This is a genomic window from Mycobacteriales bacterium (assembly GCA_035995165.1).
In the GTDB taxonomy this organism is placed as follows: domain Bacteria; phylum Actinomycetota; class Actinomycetes; order Mycobacteriales; family CADCTP01; genus CADCTP01.
Genome location: DASYKU010000076.1, coordinates 1 through 16,290, shown reverse-complemented (window position 1 = coordinate 16,290; position 16,290 = coordinate 1). Strand labels below are relative to the sequence as shown.

General features: G+C 74.1%; 15 protein-coding genes. 14 read left to right on the top strand and 1 reads right to left on the bottom strand.

Going from position 1 to position 16,290, the window contains the following annotated elements; all coding sequences use genetic code 11:
* Positions 1 to 38: 38 nt before the first annotated feature.
* The 12 genes from pyrR (at position 39) to coaBC (ending at position 12,778) form a co-directional block, all read left to right on the top strand.
* Positions 39 to 620 carry a bifunctional pyr operon transcriptional regulator/uracil phosphoribosyltransferase PyrR gene (gene pyrR, locus VGP36_12300; GenBank protein ID HEV7655496.1) on the top strand — a complete coding sequence of 194 codons (582 nt, stop codon included), beginning with the start codon at positions 39 to 41 and terminating at the stop codon, positions 618 to 620.
* Complete coding sequence (locus tag VGP36_12295; GenBank protein HEV7655495.1) at positions 617 to 1,537, top strand: aspartate carbamoyltransferase catalytic subunit; 921 nt, start codon at positions 617 to 619, stop codon at positions 1,535 to 1,537. Before pyrR ends, VGP36_12295 begins: the two co-directional genes overlap by 4 nt.
* A gap of 52 nt (positions 1,538 to 1,589) precedes the next feature.
* On the top strand, positions 1,590 to 2,864 hold the full coding sequence (locus VGP36_12290; GenBank protein ID HEV7655494.1) for a dihydroorotase: 1,275 nt from the start codon (positions 1,590 to 1,592) through the stop codon (positions 2,862 to 2,864).
* 100 nt (positions 2,865 to 2,964) lie between these two features.
* A complete protein-coding gene (gene carA, locus VGP36_12285; protein HEV7655493.1) occupies positions 2,965 to 4,065 on the top strand; it encodes a glutamine-hydrolyzing carbamoyl-phosphate synthase small subunit in 1,101 nt (366 codons plus the stop codon).
* Positions 4,052 to 7,381 (top strand): carbamoyl-phosphate synthase large subunit, encoded by a 3,330-nt coding sequence (carB, locus tag VGP36_12280; GenBank protein HEV7655492.1) that lies wholly within the window; start codon positions 4,052 to 4,054, stop codon positions 7,379 to 7,381. Before carA ends, carB begins: the two co-directional genes overlap by 14 nt.
* On the top strand, positions 7,378 to 8,241 hold the full coding sequence (locus VGP36_12275) for a dihydroorotate dehydrogenase electron transfer subunit (protein ID HEV7655491.1): 864 nt from the start codon (positions 7,378 to 7,380) through the stop codon (positions 8,239 to 8,241). Before carB ends, VGP36_12275 begins: the two co-directional genes overlap by 4 nt.
* A gap of 5 nt (positions 8,242 to 8,246) precedes the next feature.
* Entirely contained in the window at positions 8,247 to 9,278 is a 1,032-nt protein-coding gene (locus tag VGP36_12270; protein ID HEV7655490.1) for a dihydroorotate dehydrogenase, read from the top strand.
* The gene (gene pyrF, locus VGP36_12265; GenBank protein HEV7655489.1) at positions 9,272 to 10,177 is read left to right on the top strand and encodes an orotidine-5'-phosphate decarboxylase; all 906 of its coding nucleotides are present in this window, start codon (positions 9,272 to 9,274) and stop codon (positions 10,175 to 10,177) included. Before VGP36_12270 ends, pyrF begins: the two co-directional genes overlap by 7 nt.
* 41 nt (positions 10,178 to 10,218) lie before the next feature.
* Entirely contained in the window at positions 10,219 to 10,542 is a 324-nt protein-coding gene (gene mihF, locus VGP36_12260) for an integration host factor, actinobacterial type (protein HEV7655488.1), read from the top strand.
* A gap of 16 nt (positions 10,543 to 10,558) precedes the next feature.
* Complete coding sequence (gmk, locus tag VGP36_12255; protein HEV7655487.1) at positions 10,559 to 11,158, top strand: guanylate kinase; 600 nt, start codon at positions 10,559 to 10,561, stop codon at positions 11,156 to 11,158.
* A 7-nt stretch (positions 11,159 to 11,165) separates the two neighbouring features.
* Positions 11,166 to 11,429, top strand: a complete 264-nt coding sequence (gene rpoZ / locus VGP36_12250) for a DNA-directed RNA polymerase subunit omega (GenBank protein HEV7655486.1) — start codon at positions 11,166 to 11,168, stop codon at positions 11,427 to 11,429.
* A gap of 128 nt (positions 11,430 to 11,557) precedes the next feature.
* Positions 11,558 to 12,778 carry a bifunctional phosphopantothenoylcysteine decarboxylase/phosphopantothenate--cysteine ligase CoaBC gene (gene coaBC / locus VGP36_12245; GenBank protein ID HEV7655485.1) on the top strand — a complete coding sequence of 407 codons (1,221 nt, stop codon included), beginning with the start codon at positions 11,558 to 11,560 and terminating at the stop codon, positions 12,776 to 12,778.
* Here coaBC and VGP36_12240 read toward each other — a convergent pair whose 3' ends face one another.
* Positions 12,779 to 14,173, bottom strand: a complete 1,395-nt coding sequence (locus VGP36_12240; protein HEV7655484.1) for a M1 family metallopeptidase — start codon at positions 14,171 to 14,173, stop codon at positions 12,779 to 12,781. It abuts the gene before it with no gap.
* 142 nt (positions 14,174 to 14,315) lie between these two features.
* Between VGP36_12240 and metK the strand changes: the two genes are divergently transcribed.
* Complete coding sequence (gene metK, locus VGP36_12235) at positions 14,316 to 15,512, top strand: methionine adenosyltransferase (protein ID HEV7655483.1); 1,197 nt, start codon at positions 14,316 to 14,318, stop codon at positions 15,510 to 15,512.
* Between the two features lie 85 nt (positions 15,513 to 15,597).
* A partial coding sequence (locus VGP36_12230) for a hypothetical protein (protein HEV7655482.1) occupies positions 15,598 to 16,290 on the top strand: 693 nt, incomplete at its 3' end.

Genomic DNA, 16,290 nt, shown 5'->3' with positions numbered 1-16,290 from the left:
TTTAACGACCCGTCCGGTGAGGCGGGGAAGGAGGTCCCGTGAGCCGTGCGCTCCTCGACGCCCCGGACGTGGCCCGGGTCGTCGATCGCATCGCCCATCAGCTGCTGGAGAAGACCGGCGGCGCGGCCGGCACCGTGGTGCTCGGCATTCCCACCCGCGGTGTCCCGCTGGCCCGCCGGCTCGCGGCCCGGGTGAAGACCTTCGAGGGAGTCGACGTCCCCGTCGGCGTGCTCGACGTGACCCTGCACCGCGACGACCTCCGGCTGCGCGGTGTCCGCGCGCTGGAGCCGACGGTCGAGCCGCCCGGCGGCGTCGACGGCAAGCTGGTCGTCCTGGTCGACGACGTCCTCTACTCCGGCCGTACGGTCCGGGCCGCCCTGGACGCGCTGCGGGACCTCGGCCGGCCGCGGGCGGTCCAGCTGGCGGTGCTGGTCGACCGCGGGCACCGGGAGCTGCCGATCCGGGCCGACTACGTCGGCAAGAACATCCCGACCTCGCTGGAGGAGAACGTCCGGGTGCTGCTGTCGGAGACCGACGGCCGGGACGCGGTCGTGCTGGAGCAGCGGTCGGTGCCCCCGGGGAGCGGGAGCGCCCGCGGCGCGACCGGGGGTGCGCTGTGAAGCACCTGCTCTCCGCCGGCGACCTGAGCCGGGACGAGGCGCTGGCCGTGCTGGACACGGCCGAGCGGCTGGACGAGGCGATGGCCGGCCGCGAGGTGAAGAAGCTGCCGACGCTGCGCGGCCGGACCGTGGTCAACCTCTTCTTCGAGGACTCGACCCGGACCCGGACCTCGTTCGAGCTGGCGGCCAAGCGGCTGTCGGCCGACGTCGTGAACTTCTCGGCCAAGGGGTCGAGCGTGTCCAAGGGCGAGTCGCTCAAGGACACCGCGCTGACCCTGGAGGCGATGGGCTCGGACGCGGTGGTGATCCGGCACCCGATGTCGGGCGCGCCGCACCGGCTGGCGAACTGGGTCCGCGGCAGCGTGCTCAACGCCGGCGACGGCACCCACGAGCACCCGACCCAGGCGTTGCTGGACGCGTACACGATGCGGCGGCGGCTGGGCCGGCTGGACGGGCTGCGGGTCGCGATCGTCGGCGACGTGCTGCACAGCCGGGTGGCCCGCTCCAACGTGCTCTTGCTGCACACGCTCGGGGCCGAGGTGACGCTGGTCGCGCCGCCGACGCTGCTGCCGGTCGGCGTCGAGGTCTGGCCGGCCGCGGTCACCTACGACCTGGACGCCGCGCTGCCCAAGGCGGACGTGGTCATGATGCTGCGGGTGCAGCGGGAGCGGATGGGGCAGGCGTACTTCCCCTCGGCCCGCGAGTACAGCCGGCGCTACGGGCTGGACCGGACCCGGATGGGTCTGCTGCCGGACGAGGCGATCGTCATGCACCCGGGGCCGATGAACCGCGGGATGGAGATCGCGGCCGAGGTCGCCGACGATCCCCGCCGCTCCACGATCGTCGAACAGGTCTCCAACGGGGTCTCCGTCCGGATGGCCGTGCTCTACCTCCTCCTCGGCGGAGGTCCGGCATGAGCCGGGCCCGCCGGGCGCAGGGGAAGTCGAAGAACAAGGGGAGGGGGCCTGCGTGAGCGCGTGGGTGATCAAGGGGGCCGCGCCGTACGGGGAGGAGCCCACCGACCTGGTCGTCCGCGACGGGGTGCTGTCCACCGGGCCGGCGCCGAAGGGCGCCCAGGTGCTGGACGCGGCCGGGCTGGTCGTGCTGCCGGGCCTGGTCGACCTGCACACGCACCTGCGCGAGCCGGGCCGGGAGGACGCCGAGACCGTCGAGACCGGGTCCCGGGCGGCCGCGCAGGGCGGCTACACCGCGGTGCACGCGATGGCCAACACCGACCCGGTCGCGGACACCGCGGGCGTGGTCGAGCAGGTCTGGCGGCTGGGCCGGGAAGCCGGGCTGGTCGACGTCCGGCCGGTCGGCGCGGTCACGGTCGGGCTGGCCGGCGAGCGGCTGGCCGAGCTGGGCGCGATGGCCGACTCGGCCGCCCGGGTCCGGATCTTCTCCGACGACGGCAAGCCCGTGCACGACCCGCAGCTCATGCGCCGGGCCCTGGAGTACGTCAAGGCGTTCGACGGCGTGATCGCGCAGCACGCCGAGGAGCCGAAGCTCACGGCCGGGGCCCAGATGAACGAGGGCGTGGTCGCGGCCCGGCTCGGGCTGACCGGCTGGCCGGCCGCCGCGGAGGAGGCGATGATCGCCCGGGACGTGCTGCTGACCGCGCACGTCGGCTCCCGGCTGCACGTCTGCCACGTCTCGACCGCCGGCTCGGTGGACATCCTGCGCTGGGCCAAGGCCAAGGGCACCCGGGTCACCGCCGAGGTGACCCCGCACCACCTGCTGCTCACCGACGACCTGGCCGAGACGTACGACCCGGTCTACAAGGTCAACCCGCCGCTGCGGACGGCCGAGGACGTGGCGGCGCTCCGGGACGGCCTGGCCGACGGGACCATCGACGCGATCGCGACCGATCACGCGCCGCACGCGCTGGAGGACAAGGAGACCGAGTGGGGCGCGGCCCGCCCCGGCATGCTCGGCCTGGAGACGGCGCTGTCGGTGGCGGTGCTGGCGATGCTGGAGACCGGCCTGCTGGACTGGCGCGGGCTGGCGCTGCGGATGTCGGCGACGCCGGCCCGGATCGGCGGGCTGGCACCGTCCACTCTGGACGAGGGCGCGCCCGCCTCCTTCACGCTGGTCGACCCGGCCGCGCACTGGACCCCGGACCCGGCGGCGTCCGCGAGCCGCAGCCGCAACACCCCTTACGCCGGACGGGAACTGCCGGCCCGGGTGGTCGCGACGTTCCTGCGGGGCGAGCCCACGGTGCTCGACGGGAAGGCGGTCCGTTGAGCCGACGAGGGAGTGAGCGTCGCAGGGCACCCGGACGATGGCCCGCCCCGCGGCGGCCCGAGGAGCGCAGCGACCGACGAGGCGAACGAAGGGCAGCACAGTGAGCGCGTTGCTCGTGCTGGAGGACGGGCGGACGTTCCGCGGCGAGTCGTACGGGGCGGTGGGGGAGACCGTCGGCGAGGCCGTCTTCTCGACCGGGATGACGGGCTACCAGGAGACGCTCACCGACCCCTCGTACCACCGGCAGGTCGTGGTGATGACCGCGCCGCACGTGGGCAACACCGGCATCAACGACGAGGACGCGGAGTCCTCCCGGGTCCAGGTCGCCGGGTACGTGGTGCGCGACCCGGCCCGGGCCCCGTCCTCCTGGCGGTCCCGCCGCTCCCTGCACGAGGAGCTGGAGAACGCCGGCGTGGTCGGGGTGTCCGGTGTGGACACCCGCGCGCTGACCCGGCATCTGCGCGAGCGCGGGGCGATGCGGGTCGGGCTGTCCTCTGTGGAGTCCGATCCGGAGGCCTTGCTGGCCCGCGTCCGGGAAGCCCCGGGCATGCTCGGCGCCGACCTCGCCCACGAGGTCTCCACCCGGGAGCCGTACGTGGTCCCGGCGCAGGGGCCGAAGCGGCGGGTGGTGGCCGCGCTCGACCTCGGCATCAAGCGGATGACGCCGGCGCTGATGGCCCGGCGCGGCATCGAGACGCACGTGCTGCCGGCCTGGTCGACCGCGGCCGACCTGCTCGCGCTCGACCCGGACGGGGTGTTCGTCAGCAACGGGCCGGGCGACCCGGCCGCCACCGACGGCCCGGTCGAGGCTGTCCGGACAGTTCTGGAGGCCGGGATCCCGGTGTTCGGGATCTGCTTCGGCAACCAGATCCTGGGCCGGGCGCTGGGCTTCGGCACGTACAAGCTCCGGTACGGGCACCGTGGGATCAACCAGCCGGTGCGCGACAACGCCACCGGCCGGGTCGAGGTGACGGCGCACAACCACGGCTTCGCCGTGGACGCGCCGCCGGAGTCGGACACCGGGTTCGGCCGGGTCGTGGTCTCCCACGTGAACCTCAACGACGGCGTGGTCGAGGGGCTGGCCTGTCTGGACAGGCCGGCGTTCGGGGTCCAGTACCACCCCGAGGCGGCGGCCGGGCCGCATGATGCGGCCTACCTCTTCGACCGCTTCGAGGGGCTGATGGCCCGTGCCCAGGCGTGACGATGTGAAGCACGTCCTGGTCATCGGGTCCGGCCCGATCGTCATCGGGCAGGCCTGCGAGTTCGACTACTCCGGCACCCAGGCCTGCCGGGTGCTCAAGGCCGAGGGCCTGCGGGTCAGCCTGGTCAACTCCAACCCGGCCACGATCATGACCGACCCGGAGTTCGCCGACGCCACCTACGTCGAGCCGCTCACCCCGGAGTTCGTGGAGAAGGTCATCGCCCGGGAGCGGCCGGACGCGGTGCTGGCCACCCTCGGCGGCCAGACCGCGCTGAACATCGCGATCCAGCTGGCCGAGAACGGCGTCCTGGAGCGGTACGGCACCCGGCTCATCGGCGCCGACGTCGAGGCGATCCGGCGCGGCGAGGACCGGGAGCGGTTCAAGGAGATCGTCCGCAAGGTCGGCGGCGACGTCCCCCGCAGCGCCGTCTGCCGGACGCTGGACGAGGTGCTGGAGGCCGCCGGCGAGCTCGGCCTGCCGGTGGTGCTGCGGCCCTCGTTCACGATGGGCGGGGCTGGCTCCGGGGTGGCCCGCGACCCCGGGCGGCTGCGTGCGATGGCCGCGGCCGGGCTGGCCGCCAGCCCCGTGCACGAGGTCCTCATCGAGGAGAGCGTGCTCGGCTGGAAGGAGTTCGAGCTCGAGCTGATGCGCGACCGCAACGACAACGTCGTGGTCGTCTGCTCGATCGAGAACGTCGACCCGATGGGCGTGCACACCGGCGACTCGGTCACGGTGGCGCCGGCGATGACGCTGACCGACCGCGAGTACCAGGCCATGCGGGACCTGGCGATCGCGGTGCTGCGCGAGGTCGGCGTCGACACCGGCGGCTGCAACATCCAGTTCGCGGTGCACCCCGGGACCGGCCGGATGGTCGTCATCGAGATGAACCCGCGGGTGTCGCGGTCGTCCGCGCTGGCCTCGAAGGCGACCGGCTTCCCGATCGCCAAGATCGCGGCCAAGCTCGCGATCGGCTACACGCTGGACGAGATCCGCAACGACATCACCGGCGAGACGCCCGCGTCCTTCGAGCCGGCCCTGGACTACGTGGTGGTCAAGGTGCCGCGGTTCGCCTTCGAGAAGTTCCCGACCGCGGACCGGGAGCTGACCACGCACATGAAGAGCGTGGGCGAGGCGATGGCGATCGGCCGCAACTTCGCCGAGGCGCTGGGCAAGGCGCTGCGCTCGATGGAGACCACCGCGGCCGGCTTCTGGACGACCGCCGACCCGCCGGCCCCGGTCGAGGAGCTGCTGGCCGACCTCCGGGTGCCGACCGACGGCCGGCTCTACACCGTCGAGCGGGCGCTGCGGGCCGGCGCCACCGTGGCCGAGGTGGCCGAGGCCAGCGGCATCGACCCCTGGTTCGTCGACCAGGTCGCGATGGTGCGGGAGGTCGGCGGTGAGGTCGCGGACGCGCCGGTGCTCACCCCGGAGCTGCTGCGCCGGGCCAAGCGCTTCGGCCTGTCCGACCGGCAGGTCGCGGCGCTGCGGCCGGAGCTGGCCGGCGAGGCCGGGGTGCGGACGCTGCGGCTGCGGTGCGGGATCCGGCCGGTGTTCAAGACCGTCGACACCTGCGCGGCCGAGTTCGCCGCGAGCACGCCGTACCACTACTCGACGTACGACGAGGAGAGCGAGGTCTCGGCCCAGCCGGACCGGCCCAAGGTGCTCATCCTCGGCTCCGGGCCGAACCGGATCGGGCAGGGCATCGAGTTCGACTACTCCTGCGTGCACGCGGCGATGGCGCTGCGGGCGGCCGGCTACGAGACCGTGATGGTCAACTGCAACCCCGAGACCGTCTCCACCGACTACGACACCTCCGACCGGCTCTACTTCGAGCCGCTGACGCTCGAGGACGTGCTCGAGGTCGTGCACGCCGAGCGCGGGTCGGGGACCGTGGCCGGGGTGATCTGCACGCTCGGCGGCCAGACCCCGCTCGGGCTGGCCCAGCGGCTCAAGGACGCCGGGGTGCCGATCCTCGGCACCCAGCCCGAGGCGATCGACCTGGCCGAGGACCGGGAGGCGTTCAGCAGGGTGCTCGCCGCGGCCGGGCTGCCGGCGCCGCGGCACGGCACGGCGTCCTCCTTCGGCGAGGCCCGGGCGGTCGCGGAGGAGGTCGGCTACCCGGTCCTGGTCCGCCCCTCGTACGTGCTGGGCGGGCGGGGCATGGAGATCGTCTACGACGAGACCGCGCTGGAGTCCTACCTGGTCCGGCACCTGGCCGAGATCGGCCGGGCCGACCGGACCGAGCACCCGATCCTGGTCGACCGGTTCCTCGACGACGCCGTCGAGCTGGACGTGGATGCGCTCTACGACGGCGCCGAGCTCTACCTCGGCGGCGTGATGGAGCACATCGAGGAGGCCGGCATCCACTCCGGCGACTCGGCCTGCGCGCTGCCGCCGATCACGCTCGGCGCCACCGACATCGCCGCGGTCCGGCACGCCACCCTGGAGCTCGCGTCCCGGATCGGCGTACGCGGCCTGCTCAACGTGCAGTACGCGCTGAAGGACGGCGTGCTGTCGGTGCTGGAGGCCAACCCGCGGGCGTCCCGTACCGTGCCGTTCGTGTCCAAGGCGACCGCGGTCCCGCTGGCCAAGGCGGCCGCCCGGATCGCGCTCGGCGCCACCCTCGCGCAACTGCGGGAGGAGGGGTTGCTGCCGTCCACGGGCGACGGTGGCGACCTGCCGGCCGACGCGCCGGTGGCGGTGAAGGAGGCCGTGCTGCCGTTCCACCGCTTCCGCCGTGCGGACGGCTCCGGGGTGGACACCGTGCTCGGCCCGGAGATGCGCTCCACCGGCGAGGTGATGGGGCTGGACTCCGCGTTCGGGATGGCCTTCGCGAAGTCCCAGGCGGCCGCGTACGGGTCCTTGCCGGTGGGTGGACGGGCGTTCGTGTCGATCGCCAACCGGGACAAGAGGGCGGCGATCCTGCCGGTGATGCGGCTGGCCGACCTCGGCTTCACGATCCTGGCCACCGAGGGCACCGCGCTGACGCTGCGCCGGCACGGCGTGCCGGTCGAGGTCGTGCCGCGCTACCGGCACGGGACGCCCGAGCTGCCGGACTGCGTGCAGCGGATCCAGGACGGGGACGTGGCGCTGGTGTTCAACACACCGTGGGGTGCGGCCGGCAACTCCGGCCCGCGCCTGGACGGGTACGAGATCCGTACGGCGGCCGTCGCGGCCGGCATCCCGTGCGTGACGACGGTGCAGGGGATGACAGCCTGTGTCCAGGGGGTCGAGGCGCTGATCCGGGGCGAGCTCGGGGTCCGGTCCCTGCAGGAACTGCACGAGCAGCTGCGCAGGACAGGGGCGGCACAGTGACCGAGGTGGCCGTCCGGCGGGAGCCCGTGCAGGTCCGGGGGGAGGTGCTGACCCGGCGGCGGGTCGGCGCGTACCACCTGATCGAGATCGCGGCCGGCGGCATCGCGGAGCGGTTCCGGTCCGGCCAGTTCGTCGCGCTGTCCGTCGGCGGGCCGGTCTCGGCGCTGGTGCTGCGCCGGTCGTTCGCGGTCTACCGGGCCACCCCGGTCGGGGCGTACTCGGGGACCGTCCAGATCGTGGTCGGCGTGCACGGCCGCGGCACCGAGTGGCTGGCCGGGGTGAAGCCGGGGGAGCCGCTGGACGTGGTCGGCCCGCTGGGGACGCCGTTCCGGTTGCCGGCCACGCCCGCGGGCACCCTGCTCGTCGGCGGCGGCTACGGCTCGGCCCCGCTGTTCTCGCTGGCCGACGCGCTGCAGGCCCGCGAATGCCGGGTCGACTTCCTGCTCGGCGCCGGCACCCACGACCGGATCTTCGGCGAGCTGGAGGCCAAGCGGACCGCCGGCGCCGTCACCGTCACCACCGACGACGGGTCGTACGGGCGCAAGGGCACGGTCGCCGACGCGCTGCCGGACGAGATCGAGCGGACCGGGGCCCAGGCCGTGTACGCCTGCGGCCCGATGCCGATGCTGCGCGCGGTCGGAGCGGTCGCCGGGTCGTACGGGCTGCCGTGCCAGGTGGCCGTGGAGGAGTCGATGGCCTGCGGGATCGGGGTCTGCATGACCTGCGTGCTGCCGGTCGTGGGGGAGGACGGGGTGACCCGGATGAGCCGGTCCTGCGTGGACGGCCCGGTCTTCGATCACGAGCGGGTCCGCTGGGCCGATGTCGGCACGGTGCCCGCGGACGCGCTGGGGGCGCTGTGAGCCCCGTGAACCTCGCCGTCTCCCTCGGCTCGGCCCGGTTGCCGAACCCGGTGCTGACCGCGTCCGGCTGCGCCGCGGCCGGCCGGGAGCTGGAGCCGTTCTCCCCGGTCGCCTCGCTCGGCGCGGTGGTGACCAAGTCGGTCACGCTGCGGCCGCGGGCCGGGCGGCCGACGCCGCGGATGGCCGAGACGCCCAGCGGCATGCTCAACTCGATCGGCCTGCAGAACCCGGGCGTGGACTCGTTCCTGGCCCACGACCTGCCCTGGCTGGCCGACCACGGCGCCCGGGCGGTGGTCTCGATCGCGGGCGGCTCGGTCGCCGACTACGCCGAGCTGGCCCGGCGGCTGCGGGACGCGCCCGCCCTGGTCGCGGTCGAGGTCAACATCTCCTGCCCGAACGTGGAGAGCCGGGGTGAGGTCTTCGCCTGCGACCCGCTGGCCGCGTCCCGGGTGGTGGCCGCGGTCCGGGCGGAGACGCCGGCCGGGGTGCCGGTGCTGGCCAAGCTGTCGCCGGACGTGACCGACATCGTCGCCGTCGCCCGGGCCTGCGTGGACGCCGGCGCGGACGGGCTGACCCTGATCAACACCCTGCTGGGCCTGGTCATCGACCCGGTGACGATGCGCCCGCAGCTCGGCGGCGGCACCGGCGGGCTGTCCGGCCCGGCCATCCGGCCGGTCGCGGTGCGCTGCGTCTGGCAGGTGCACGCGGCGCTGCCGGAGGTGCCGATCCTGGGCGCGGGCGGGATCCGTACGGGCCTGGACGCGCTGCAGTTCCTGCTCGCCGGCGCGTCCGCGGTCTCGGTCGGCACGGCTGTGTTCGGCGACCCGTCCGCACCGGTCCGGGTGCTGGCCGAGCTGCAGGCGGCGCTGGCCGAGCGCGGCTTCGGCTCGGTCGCGGCGGCGGTCGGCTACGGGCACCGGGCCGCCGGGCACGAGCCGGTCGGGCCGCGGGCGCCCGAACCGGAGCCGGCGCGGCCGCCCGTGCCGGTGGTGGCCGGCTCGAAGCCGGCCTGGCGTCTGGGGGACGAGGAATGGTGAGCTTCGGCGACCGGCTGGCCGCGCTGACGGCCGAGCGCGGGCCGCTGACCGTCGGCATCGACCCGCACCTGCCGCTGCTGCGGGCCTGGGGACTTCCACCGGACGTGGACGGCCTGGAGCGGTTCGCCATGACGGTGGTCGGGGCCCTCGGTGACCGGGTCGCGGTGTTCAAGCCGCAGTCGGCGTTCTTCGAGCGGTTCGGCAGCCGCGGGATCGCGGTGCTGGAGCGGCTGCTGGCCGCGATCCGGGAGGCCGGCGCGCTGAGCCTGATCGACGTCAAGCGGGGCGACATCGGCTCGACCACGGCCGGGTACGCCGCGGCCTACCTGGACCCGGCCTCGCCGCTGGCCGCGGACGCGATGACGGCCAGCCCGTACCTGGGGTTCGGGTCGCTGCGGCCGCTGCTGGACGCCGCGTACGAGCACGGGCGCGGGGTGTTCGTGCTCGCGCTGACGTCCAACCCGGAGGGCGCGGCCGTGCAGCGGGCGCTGGCCCCGGACGGCCGTACGGTCGCGCAGACGATCCTGGACGAGGTCGCGGCGGCCAACGCGGCCGAGGGCCGGCCGCTGGGCTCGGTCGGGGTCGTGGTCGGCGCCACCGTCCGCGACCACGGGCACCGGCTGGACCACCTGCGCGGGCCGATCCTGGCCCCCGGGCTGGGCGCCCAGGGGGCCGGGGCGGGCGACCTGCCCGCGGTCTTCGGCGCGGCCCTGCCGGACGTGCTGCCGGCGGTCTCCCGGGAGCTGCTCGCGGCCGGACCGGACCCCGACGGCCTGCGGGCCGCCGCCGGCCGGCTGGCCGCCGAACTGGGCCCGAGAGGGCTGTTCCGTCGCCCGGAACCGGCCGTTGGTCGCTCATCTGGGCCTGCCACGTTGCCGGTGAGGCCTCACGCTCGCTAAGTTGCCGCCAGCCGTCCACCCCTTGTTCGAGGAGAACTCAGGTGCCCCTCCCGCCTCTCACCCCGGAGCAGCGTGCTGCCGCGCTGGAGAAAGCTGCCGCGGCCCGTAAGGCGCGGGCGGAAGTGAAGGAGCGCCTCAAGAAGAACGGGCTCTCCATCGCCGAGGTCCTCAACCAGGGCGATAACGACGACATCATCGGAAAGATGCGCGTCTCCGCCGTCCTGGAGTCGATGCCCGGCGTCGGCAAGGCCCGTGCCGCCAAGATCATGGAGCGGCTGGAGATCTCACCGACCCGCCGGGTCCGCGGTCTGGGCGCGAAGCAGCGCACGGCGCTCGAGCGTGAGTTCGGTGCTGCGGAGTCCTGAGGCCATACTCGACCCCGTGCCGCTCCGCTCTGAACCCGGGGAGACGGCCGAGGCGCGCTTGACGGTCCTGTCCGGGCCCTCGGGTGTCGGCAAGGACGCGGTGCTCGCCGCCGTCCGCCGCCGGCACCCGGAGGTCTGGGTGTCCACCTCGGTCACCACCCGCAAGCCCCGGCCGACCGAGACCGACGGGGTGGAATACCACTTCGTCACCCGGGACGAGATCGCCGCGATGATCGAGTCCGGCGAGCTGCTGGAGCACGCGGAGTACGCGGGGAACATCTACGGCACCCCGCGCGGTCCGGTGCTGCGGCGCCTCACCGAGGGCCGTCCGGCGTTCCTGGTCATCGAGCTGCAGGGCATGCGCCAGGTGCGCAAGCTGATGCCGGACGCGCAGTTCGTGTTCCTGGCGCCGCCCTCGTTCGAGGAGCTGGAGCGGCGGCTGGTCGGCCGCGGCACCGAGCCCGAGGAGGTCCGCCGGGAACGGCTGGACCAGGCCCGCATCGAGCTGGCGTCGGAGTCGGAGTTCGACTTGGCGCTGGTCAACGACTCGGTCGAGCGCGCGGCGGACGAGTTGGTATCCTTGATAGCTCATCCAGTGCCAAGCTCCAGGAAGTAGGCGCCAGTTGGCCGGCACCGTCGCAGTTCCCGAGGGCATCACCAACCCGCCCATCGACGAGCTGCTCGAGCGCACCAGCTCGAAGTACGCGCTCGTGATCTACGCGGCCAAGCGCGCGCGGCAGATCAACGCGTACTACTCCCAGCTCGGCGAGGGTCTGCTGGAGTACGTCGGCCCGTTGGTCGACACCCAGCCGCAGGAGAAGCCGCTGTCGATCGCGCTCCGCGAGATCAACGCCGGCCTCCTCACGCACGAGGCCGTCCCGGAGTAGTCCGCTCCACAGCACCACCGGCCGGTACGGGCTCTGCCCGTGCCGGCCTTTCGGCTCTCCGCCATCGTGAGCCCGGGTCGGGTTCGGCCGTCAGCGGGCACCGTCAGCACACCGCCTAGGCTGATCACGTGACTGGGACGCAACGCCCGCGGGTCGTGCTCGGGATCGCCGGCGGGATCGCCGCCTACAAGGCGGCGGAGCTGCTGCGGGAGCTGACCGAGACCGGGCACGACGTCCGGGTGGTGCCGACCGCGGGCGCGCTGCGGTTCGTCGGCGAGCCGACCTGGGCCGCGCTGTCCGGGCACCCGGTGCACACCGACGTCTGGGCCGGGGCCGAGGAGGTCCCGCACGTCCGGCTCGGGCGCGAGGCCGACCTGGTCGTGGTCGCCCCGGCCACCGCCGATCTGCTGGCCCGCGCCGCGCACGGGCTGGCCGACGACCTGCTCACCAACGTCCTGCTCACCGCCCGCTGCCCGGTCCTGCTGGCGCCGGCCATGCACACCGAGATGTGGGCGCACCCGGCCACCCGGGCCAACGTCGCCACCCTGCGCGAGCGCGGCACGATCGTGCTCGACCCGGCCGTCGGGCGGCTCACCGGCGCCGACACCGGCCGGGGCCGGCTGCCCGACCCGGAGGCGATCGCCGAGCTGGCCCGGCTGCTGGTGGACCGGCCGGACGCGCTGCCCCAGGACCTGGCCGGCCGCCGGGTGCTCGTCACCGCCGGCGGCACCCGGGAGGCGCTGGACCCGGTCCGGTTCCTCGGCAACCGCTCCAGCGGCCGCCAGGGGTACGCGCTGGCGCTCGTCGCCGCCGCCCGCGGCGCCGAGGTCACGGTGGTGGCCGCGAACGTGGCGCTGCCCGACCCGCCCGGCGTCACCGTGCTGCGGGTGACCTCCGCGGCCGAGTTGCACGACGTCACGCTGGCCGCGGCCGCGGACGAGGACGCGGTGGTGATGGCGGCCGCGGTGGCCGACTTCCGCCCGGCCATGGCCGAGTCGGCCAAGATCAAGAAGGACGCGGGGACGCCGGCGCCGGTCGAGCTCGCCCCGACCGCGGACGTGCTGGCCGACCTGCTCGCGACCCGCCGGCCCGGTCAGGTGGTGGCCGGGTTCGCGGCCGAGACCGGCGACGAGCAGACCGACTGGCTCGAGCACGGCCGGCGCAAGCTCGCCCGCAAGGGCGCCGACCTGCTGGTGGTCAACCCGGTCGGCGAGGGGCTGGCGTTCGAGCAGAAGGAGAACTCGGGCGTGGTCCTGACCGCGGACGGCACCGAGATCGAGATCCCTCGGGGTACGAAGACGAGCCTGGCCGCCACCGTGTGGGATCTGGTGGCGGCCAGGCTGAGCTAGCTACCTGGTGAGGCCGGGCTTGCCCGGGGTGAACAGCCAGGTCTGGAACAGGCCGGTCAGGTTCTGGTGCGAGACCCGCTCGGACAGCGCGATGAACTGCGCGGTGGTGCCGTGGCCGTACTGGTGCTGGGTGGCCCAGGTCTTCAGCACGGTGAAGAAGGCCCGGTCACCGATCCGGTTGCGCAGCACCTGCAGCGTCATCGACCCCCGGTCGTAGGAGGGGGTGCCGAAGATGTTCGCCGGTCCGCCCGGGTTGCCGGTCGGCGGCACCCAGAGGTCGGTGTCCGAGGCCGGCGTGGCGTACAGGGCGTTGAAGAACTGCTGCGGGGTCTTGCCGCCGGTGTGCTGGGACCAGAGCCACTCCGCGTACGTCGCGAAGCCCTCGTTCAGCCAGATGTCCTGCCACTTCGTCAGCGAGACCGAGTCGCCGAACCACTGGTGTGCGAGCTCGTGCGCGAGCGTGCTGACGTCCGGGGCGGAGTCGAAGTTGGGCTTGGTCTGGCTCTCCAGCGCGTAGCCGACGTTCGGGGCGTGGTCGACGATCGCGCCCACCGTCTCGAACGGGTACGGCCCGAAGACCGACTGCTCGAACGCGATGATCTGCGGGATCTTGTCGGTCACCGGCTTGGCCGCCGCGGCCTCCTGCGGGTCGAGCGCGACGTACACCGGGATGCGGCCGGCGGTGGTGCGGTGGACCTGGAACCTGCCGAGCGTGATCGTGGCCAGGTACGTCGCCATCGGCTTCGATTCCTGCCAGACGAACGTCGACTTCCCGGCCGCCGTCCGCTGGGACAGCAGCCGGCCGTTGCCGACCGCGGTGATCCCGGCCGGCACGGTCATCCGGACCGTGTACGCGGCCTTGTCGTTCGGCGTGTCGTTGGACGGGAACCAGCCCGGCGCGCCCTGCGGCTCGCCGACCACGAACGCGCCGTCGTTCGTGGGCACGAAGCCCTCGATCGAGTCGTCCGGGTCGGTGATGACCTTGGGGACCCCGCCGTATGCGACCGTGACGAGGAAGCCGGCGCCCTGGCGCAGCGCCCGGGCCGGGGTGATCTTCAGTTCCTGGCCGGTCCGGGCGAACGCGGCGCGCCGTCCGTCGACCGTGACCGACTTCACGGTGAACCCGCGCAGGTCGAGGTCGAAGCGGCTCAGCGCCTGGGTCGCGGTGGCCCGGATCGCAGCGGTCCCGTCCAGCCGTCGCGTCGCCGGTGTGTACTGGAGGTCGAGCCCGTACGAGCGGACGTCGTATCCTCCGTTGCCCTGTTGCGGGAAGTACGGATCACCGCCGCCAGGGGCACCCGGGGAGGGTCCGGCGGCCGGCGCCGCCCCGGCCGGTGTGGCCGCGACCAGCGCGAACACGGTCGTCGTGGCGAGCAGAGCCAGGCGGAGTCGCATGGGGCCTCCCGGTCCGGTGGGCGGCCTGTGACCGGCCCGCCGTGGGCCGGCATTTCGGCGGATGCGGGACCCCCCACGTCCGCCGGTAGACTGCCGCGCAACATCCTGTCAACGTGCAAGGTCGATCGCTAGAGGAGTGCCGTTGTCCCGGCGTCTGTTCACCTCCGAGTCCGTCACGGAGGGCCACCCCGACAAGATCGCCGACGCGATCAGCGACGCGATCCTGGACGCGCTGCTCCGCGAGGACAAGCACAGCCGGGTCGCGGTCGAGACCATGATCACCACCGGCCAGGTGCACGTGGCCGGCGAGGTGACCACGGAGGCGTACGCCGACATTCCGTCGATCGTGCGCGACACCGTGCTGGCCATCGGCTACGACTCCTCGAAGAAGGGCTTCGACGGCGCGTCCTGCGGCGTCAGCGTGTCCATCGGCTCGCAGTCGGCCGACATCGCACAGGGCGTCGACTCCTCGCACTCCTCGCGGGAGGAGGGTGAGCTCGACGAGCTCGCCAAGCAGGGTGCCGGCGACCAGGGCCTGATGTTCGGGTTCGCCTGCGACGAGACGCCCGAGCTGATGCCGCTGCCGATCGCGCTGGCGCACCGGCTGGCCCGCCGGCTGACCGCCGTACGCAAGGACGGCACCGTGCCCTACCTGCGGCCGGACGGGAAGACCCAGGTCACCATCCAGTACGACGAGGCCGGCAAGCCGGCCCGGCTGGACACCGTCGTGGTGTCCTCGCAGCACGCGGCCGACATCGACCTGAAGACGCTGCTGGAGCCGGACGTGCGCGAGCACGTGGTCGAGCCCGAGCTGGCGGCGCTGGACATCGACACCAGCGGCTACCGGCTGCTGGTCAACCCGACCGGGCGGTTCGAGATCGGCGGCCCGATGGGCGACGCCGGCCTCACCGGTCGCAAGATCATCGTGGACACCTACGGCGGGTACGCGCGGCACGGCGGCGGCGCGTTCTCCGGCAAGGACCCGTCGAAGGTCGACCGGTCCGCGGCGTACGCGATGCGCTGGGTGGCGAAGAACGTCGTCGCCGCGGGGCTCGCGTCCAAGTGCGAGGTCCAGATCGCGTACGCGATCGGCAAGGCCGAGCCGGTGGGCCTGTTCGTGGACACCTTCGGCACCGGCGCCGCGTCCGACGACAAGATCCAGGACGCGATCACCCAGGTCTTCGACCTGCGCCCGGCCGCGATCATCCGCGACCTCGACCTGCTGCGCCCGATCTACGCGCTGACCTCGGCGTACGGGCACTTCGGGCGCGAGCTGCCCGAGTTCAGCTGGGAGCGCACCGACAAGGCCGACGAGCTCAAGTCCCTCGTCCTCGGCTGAGCACCCCTGACGATCCGGCGGGCCGGCCTCCCCAGCGGGAGGCCGGCCCGTCGCGTTGTCGGCCGGTTCTGGTAGAGACGTCGCCGTGACCGGGCGGACGGGGGCGGCGGCACCGCGGCGCGCCGGGCGGCCGGAGGTGCGGGAGCCGGCCGGGGTGGAGCCGGTGGCGCGGGTGGTGGTGGATGTGCCGCTGGCGCATCTGGATCGGGTGTTCGACTACCTGGTGCCGGCCGGGCTGGACGGTTCGGTGGTGGCCGGGTCGCGGGTGCGGGTGCGGTTCGCCGGGCAGCTGGTGGACGCGATCGTGCTCTCGCGCGTGGCCGGGTCCGAGCACGAGGGCCGGCTGGCGTTCGTGGAGCGGGCGACCTCGGCCGAGCCGGTGCTGTCGCCGGCCGTCGCGGTGCTGGCCCGGGCGGTCGCGGACCGCTGGGCCGGGTCGATGATCGACGTGCTGCGGCTGGCGCTGCCGCCCCGGCACGCCCGGGTGGAGGCCGAGGCGTCGCCGGCTCCGGCCGATGCGGCGGGAGATGGCGCCCCGGCAGGGCCGCGGGCCGCTCCGGCCGGCGGTCCCGGGTCGCGGACCGCCGCGGACGCCGGCCCAGCGGGGTCGCCTGCGGGGGCGGTCGCGGGCGTCGGCGGGTGGGGGGCGTACCGGGCCGGGGCGGGGTTCGTGGGGGCGATCGCCGAGGGGCGGGCGGCGCGGGCGGTGTGGTCGGCGTTGCCGGGGGAGGACTGGGCCGCGCGGTACGCCGAGGCGGCCGCGGCGGCGCTGTCGGCG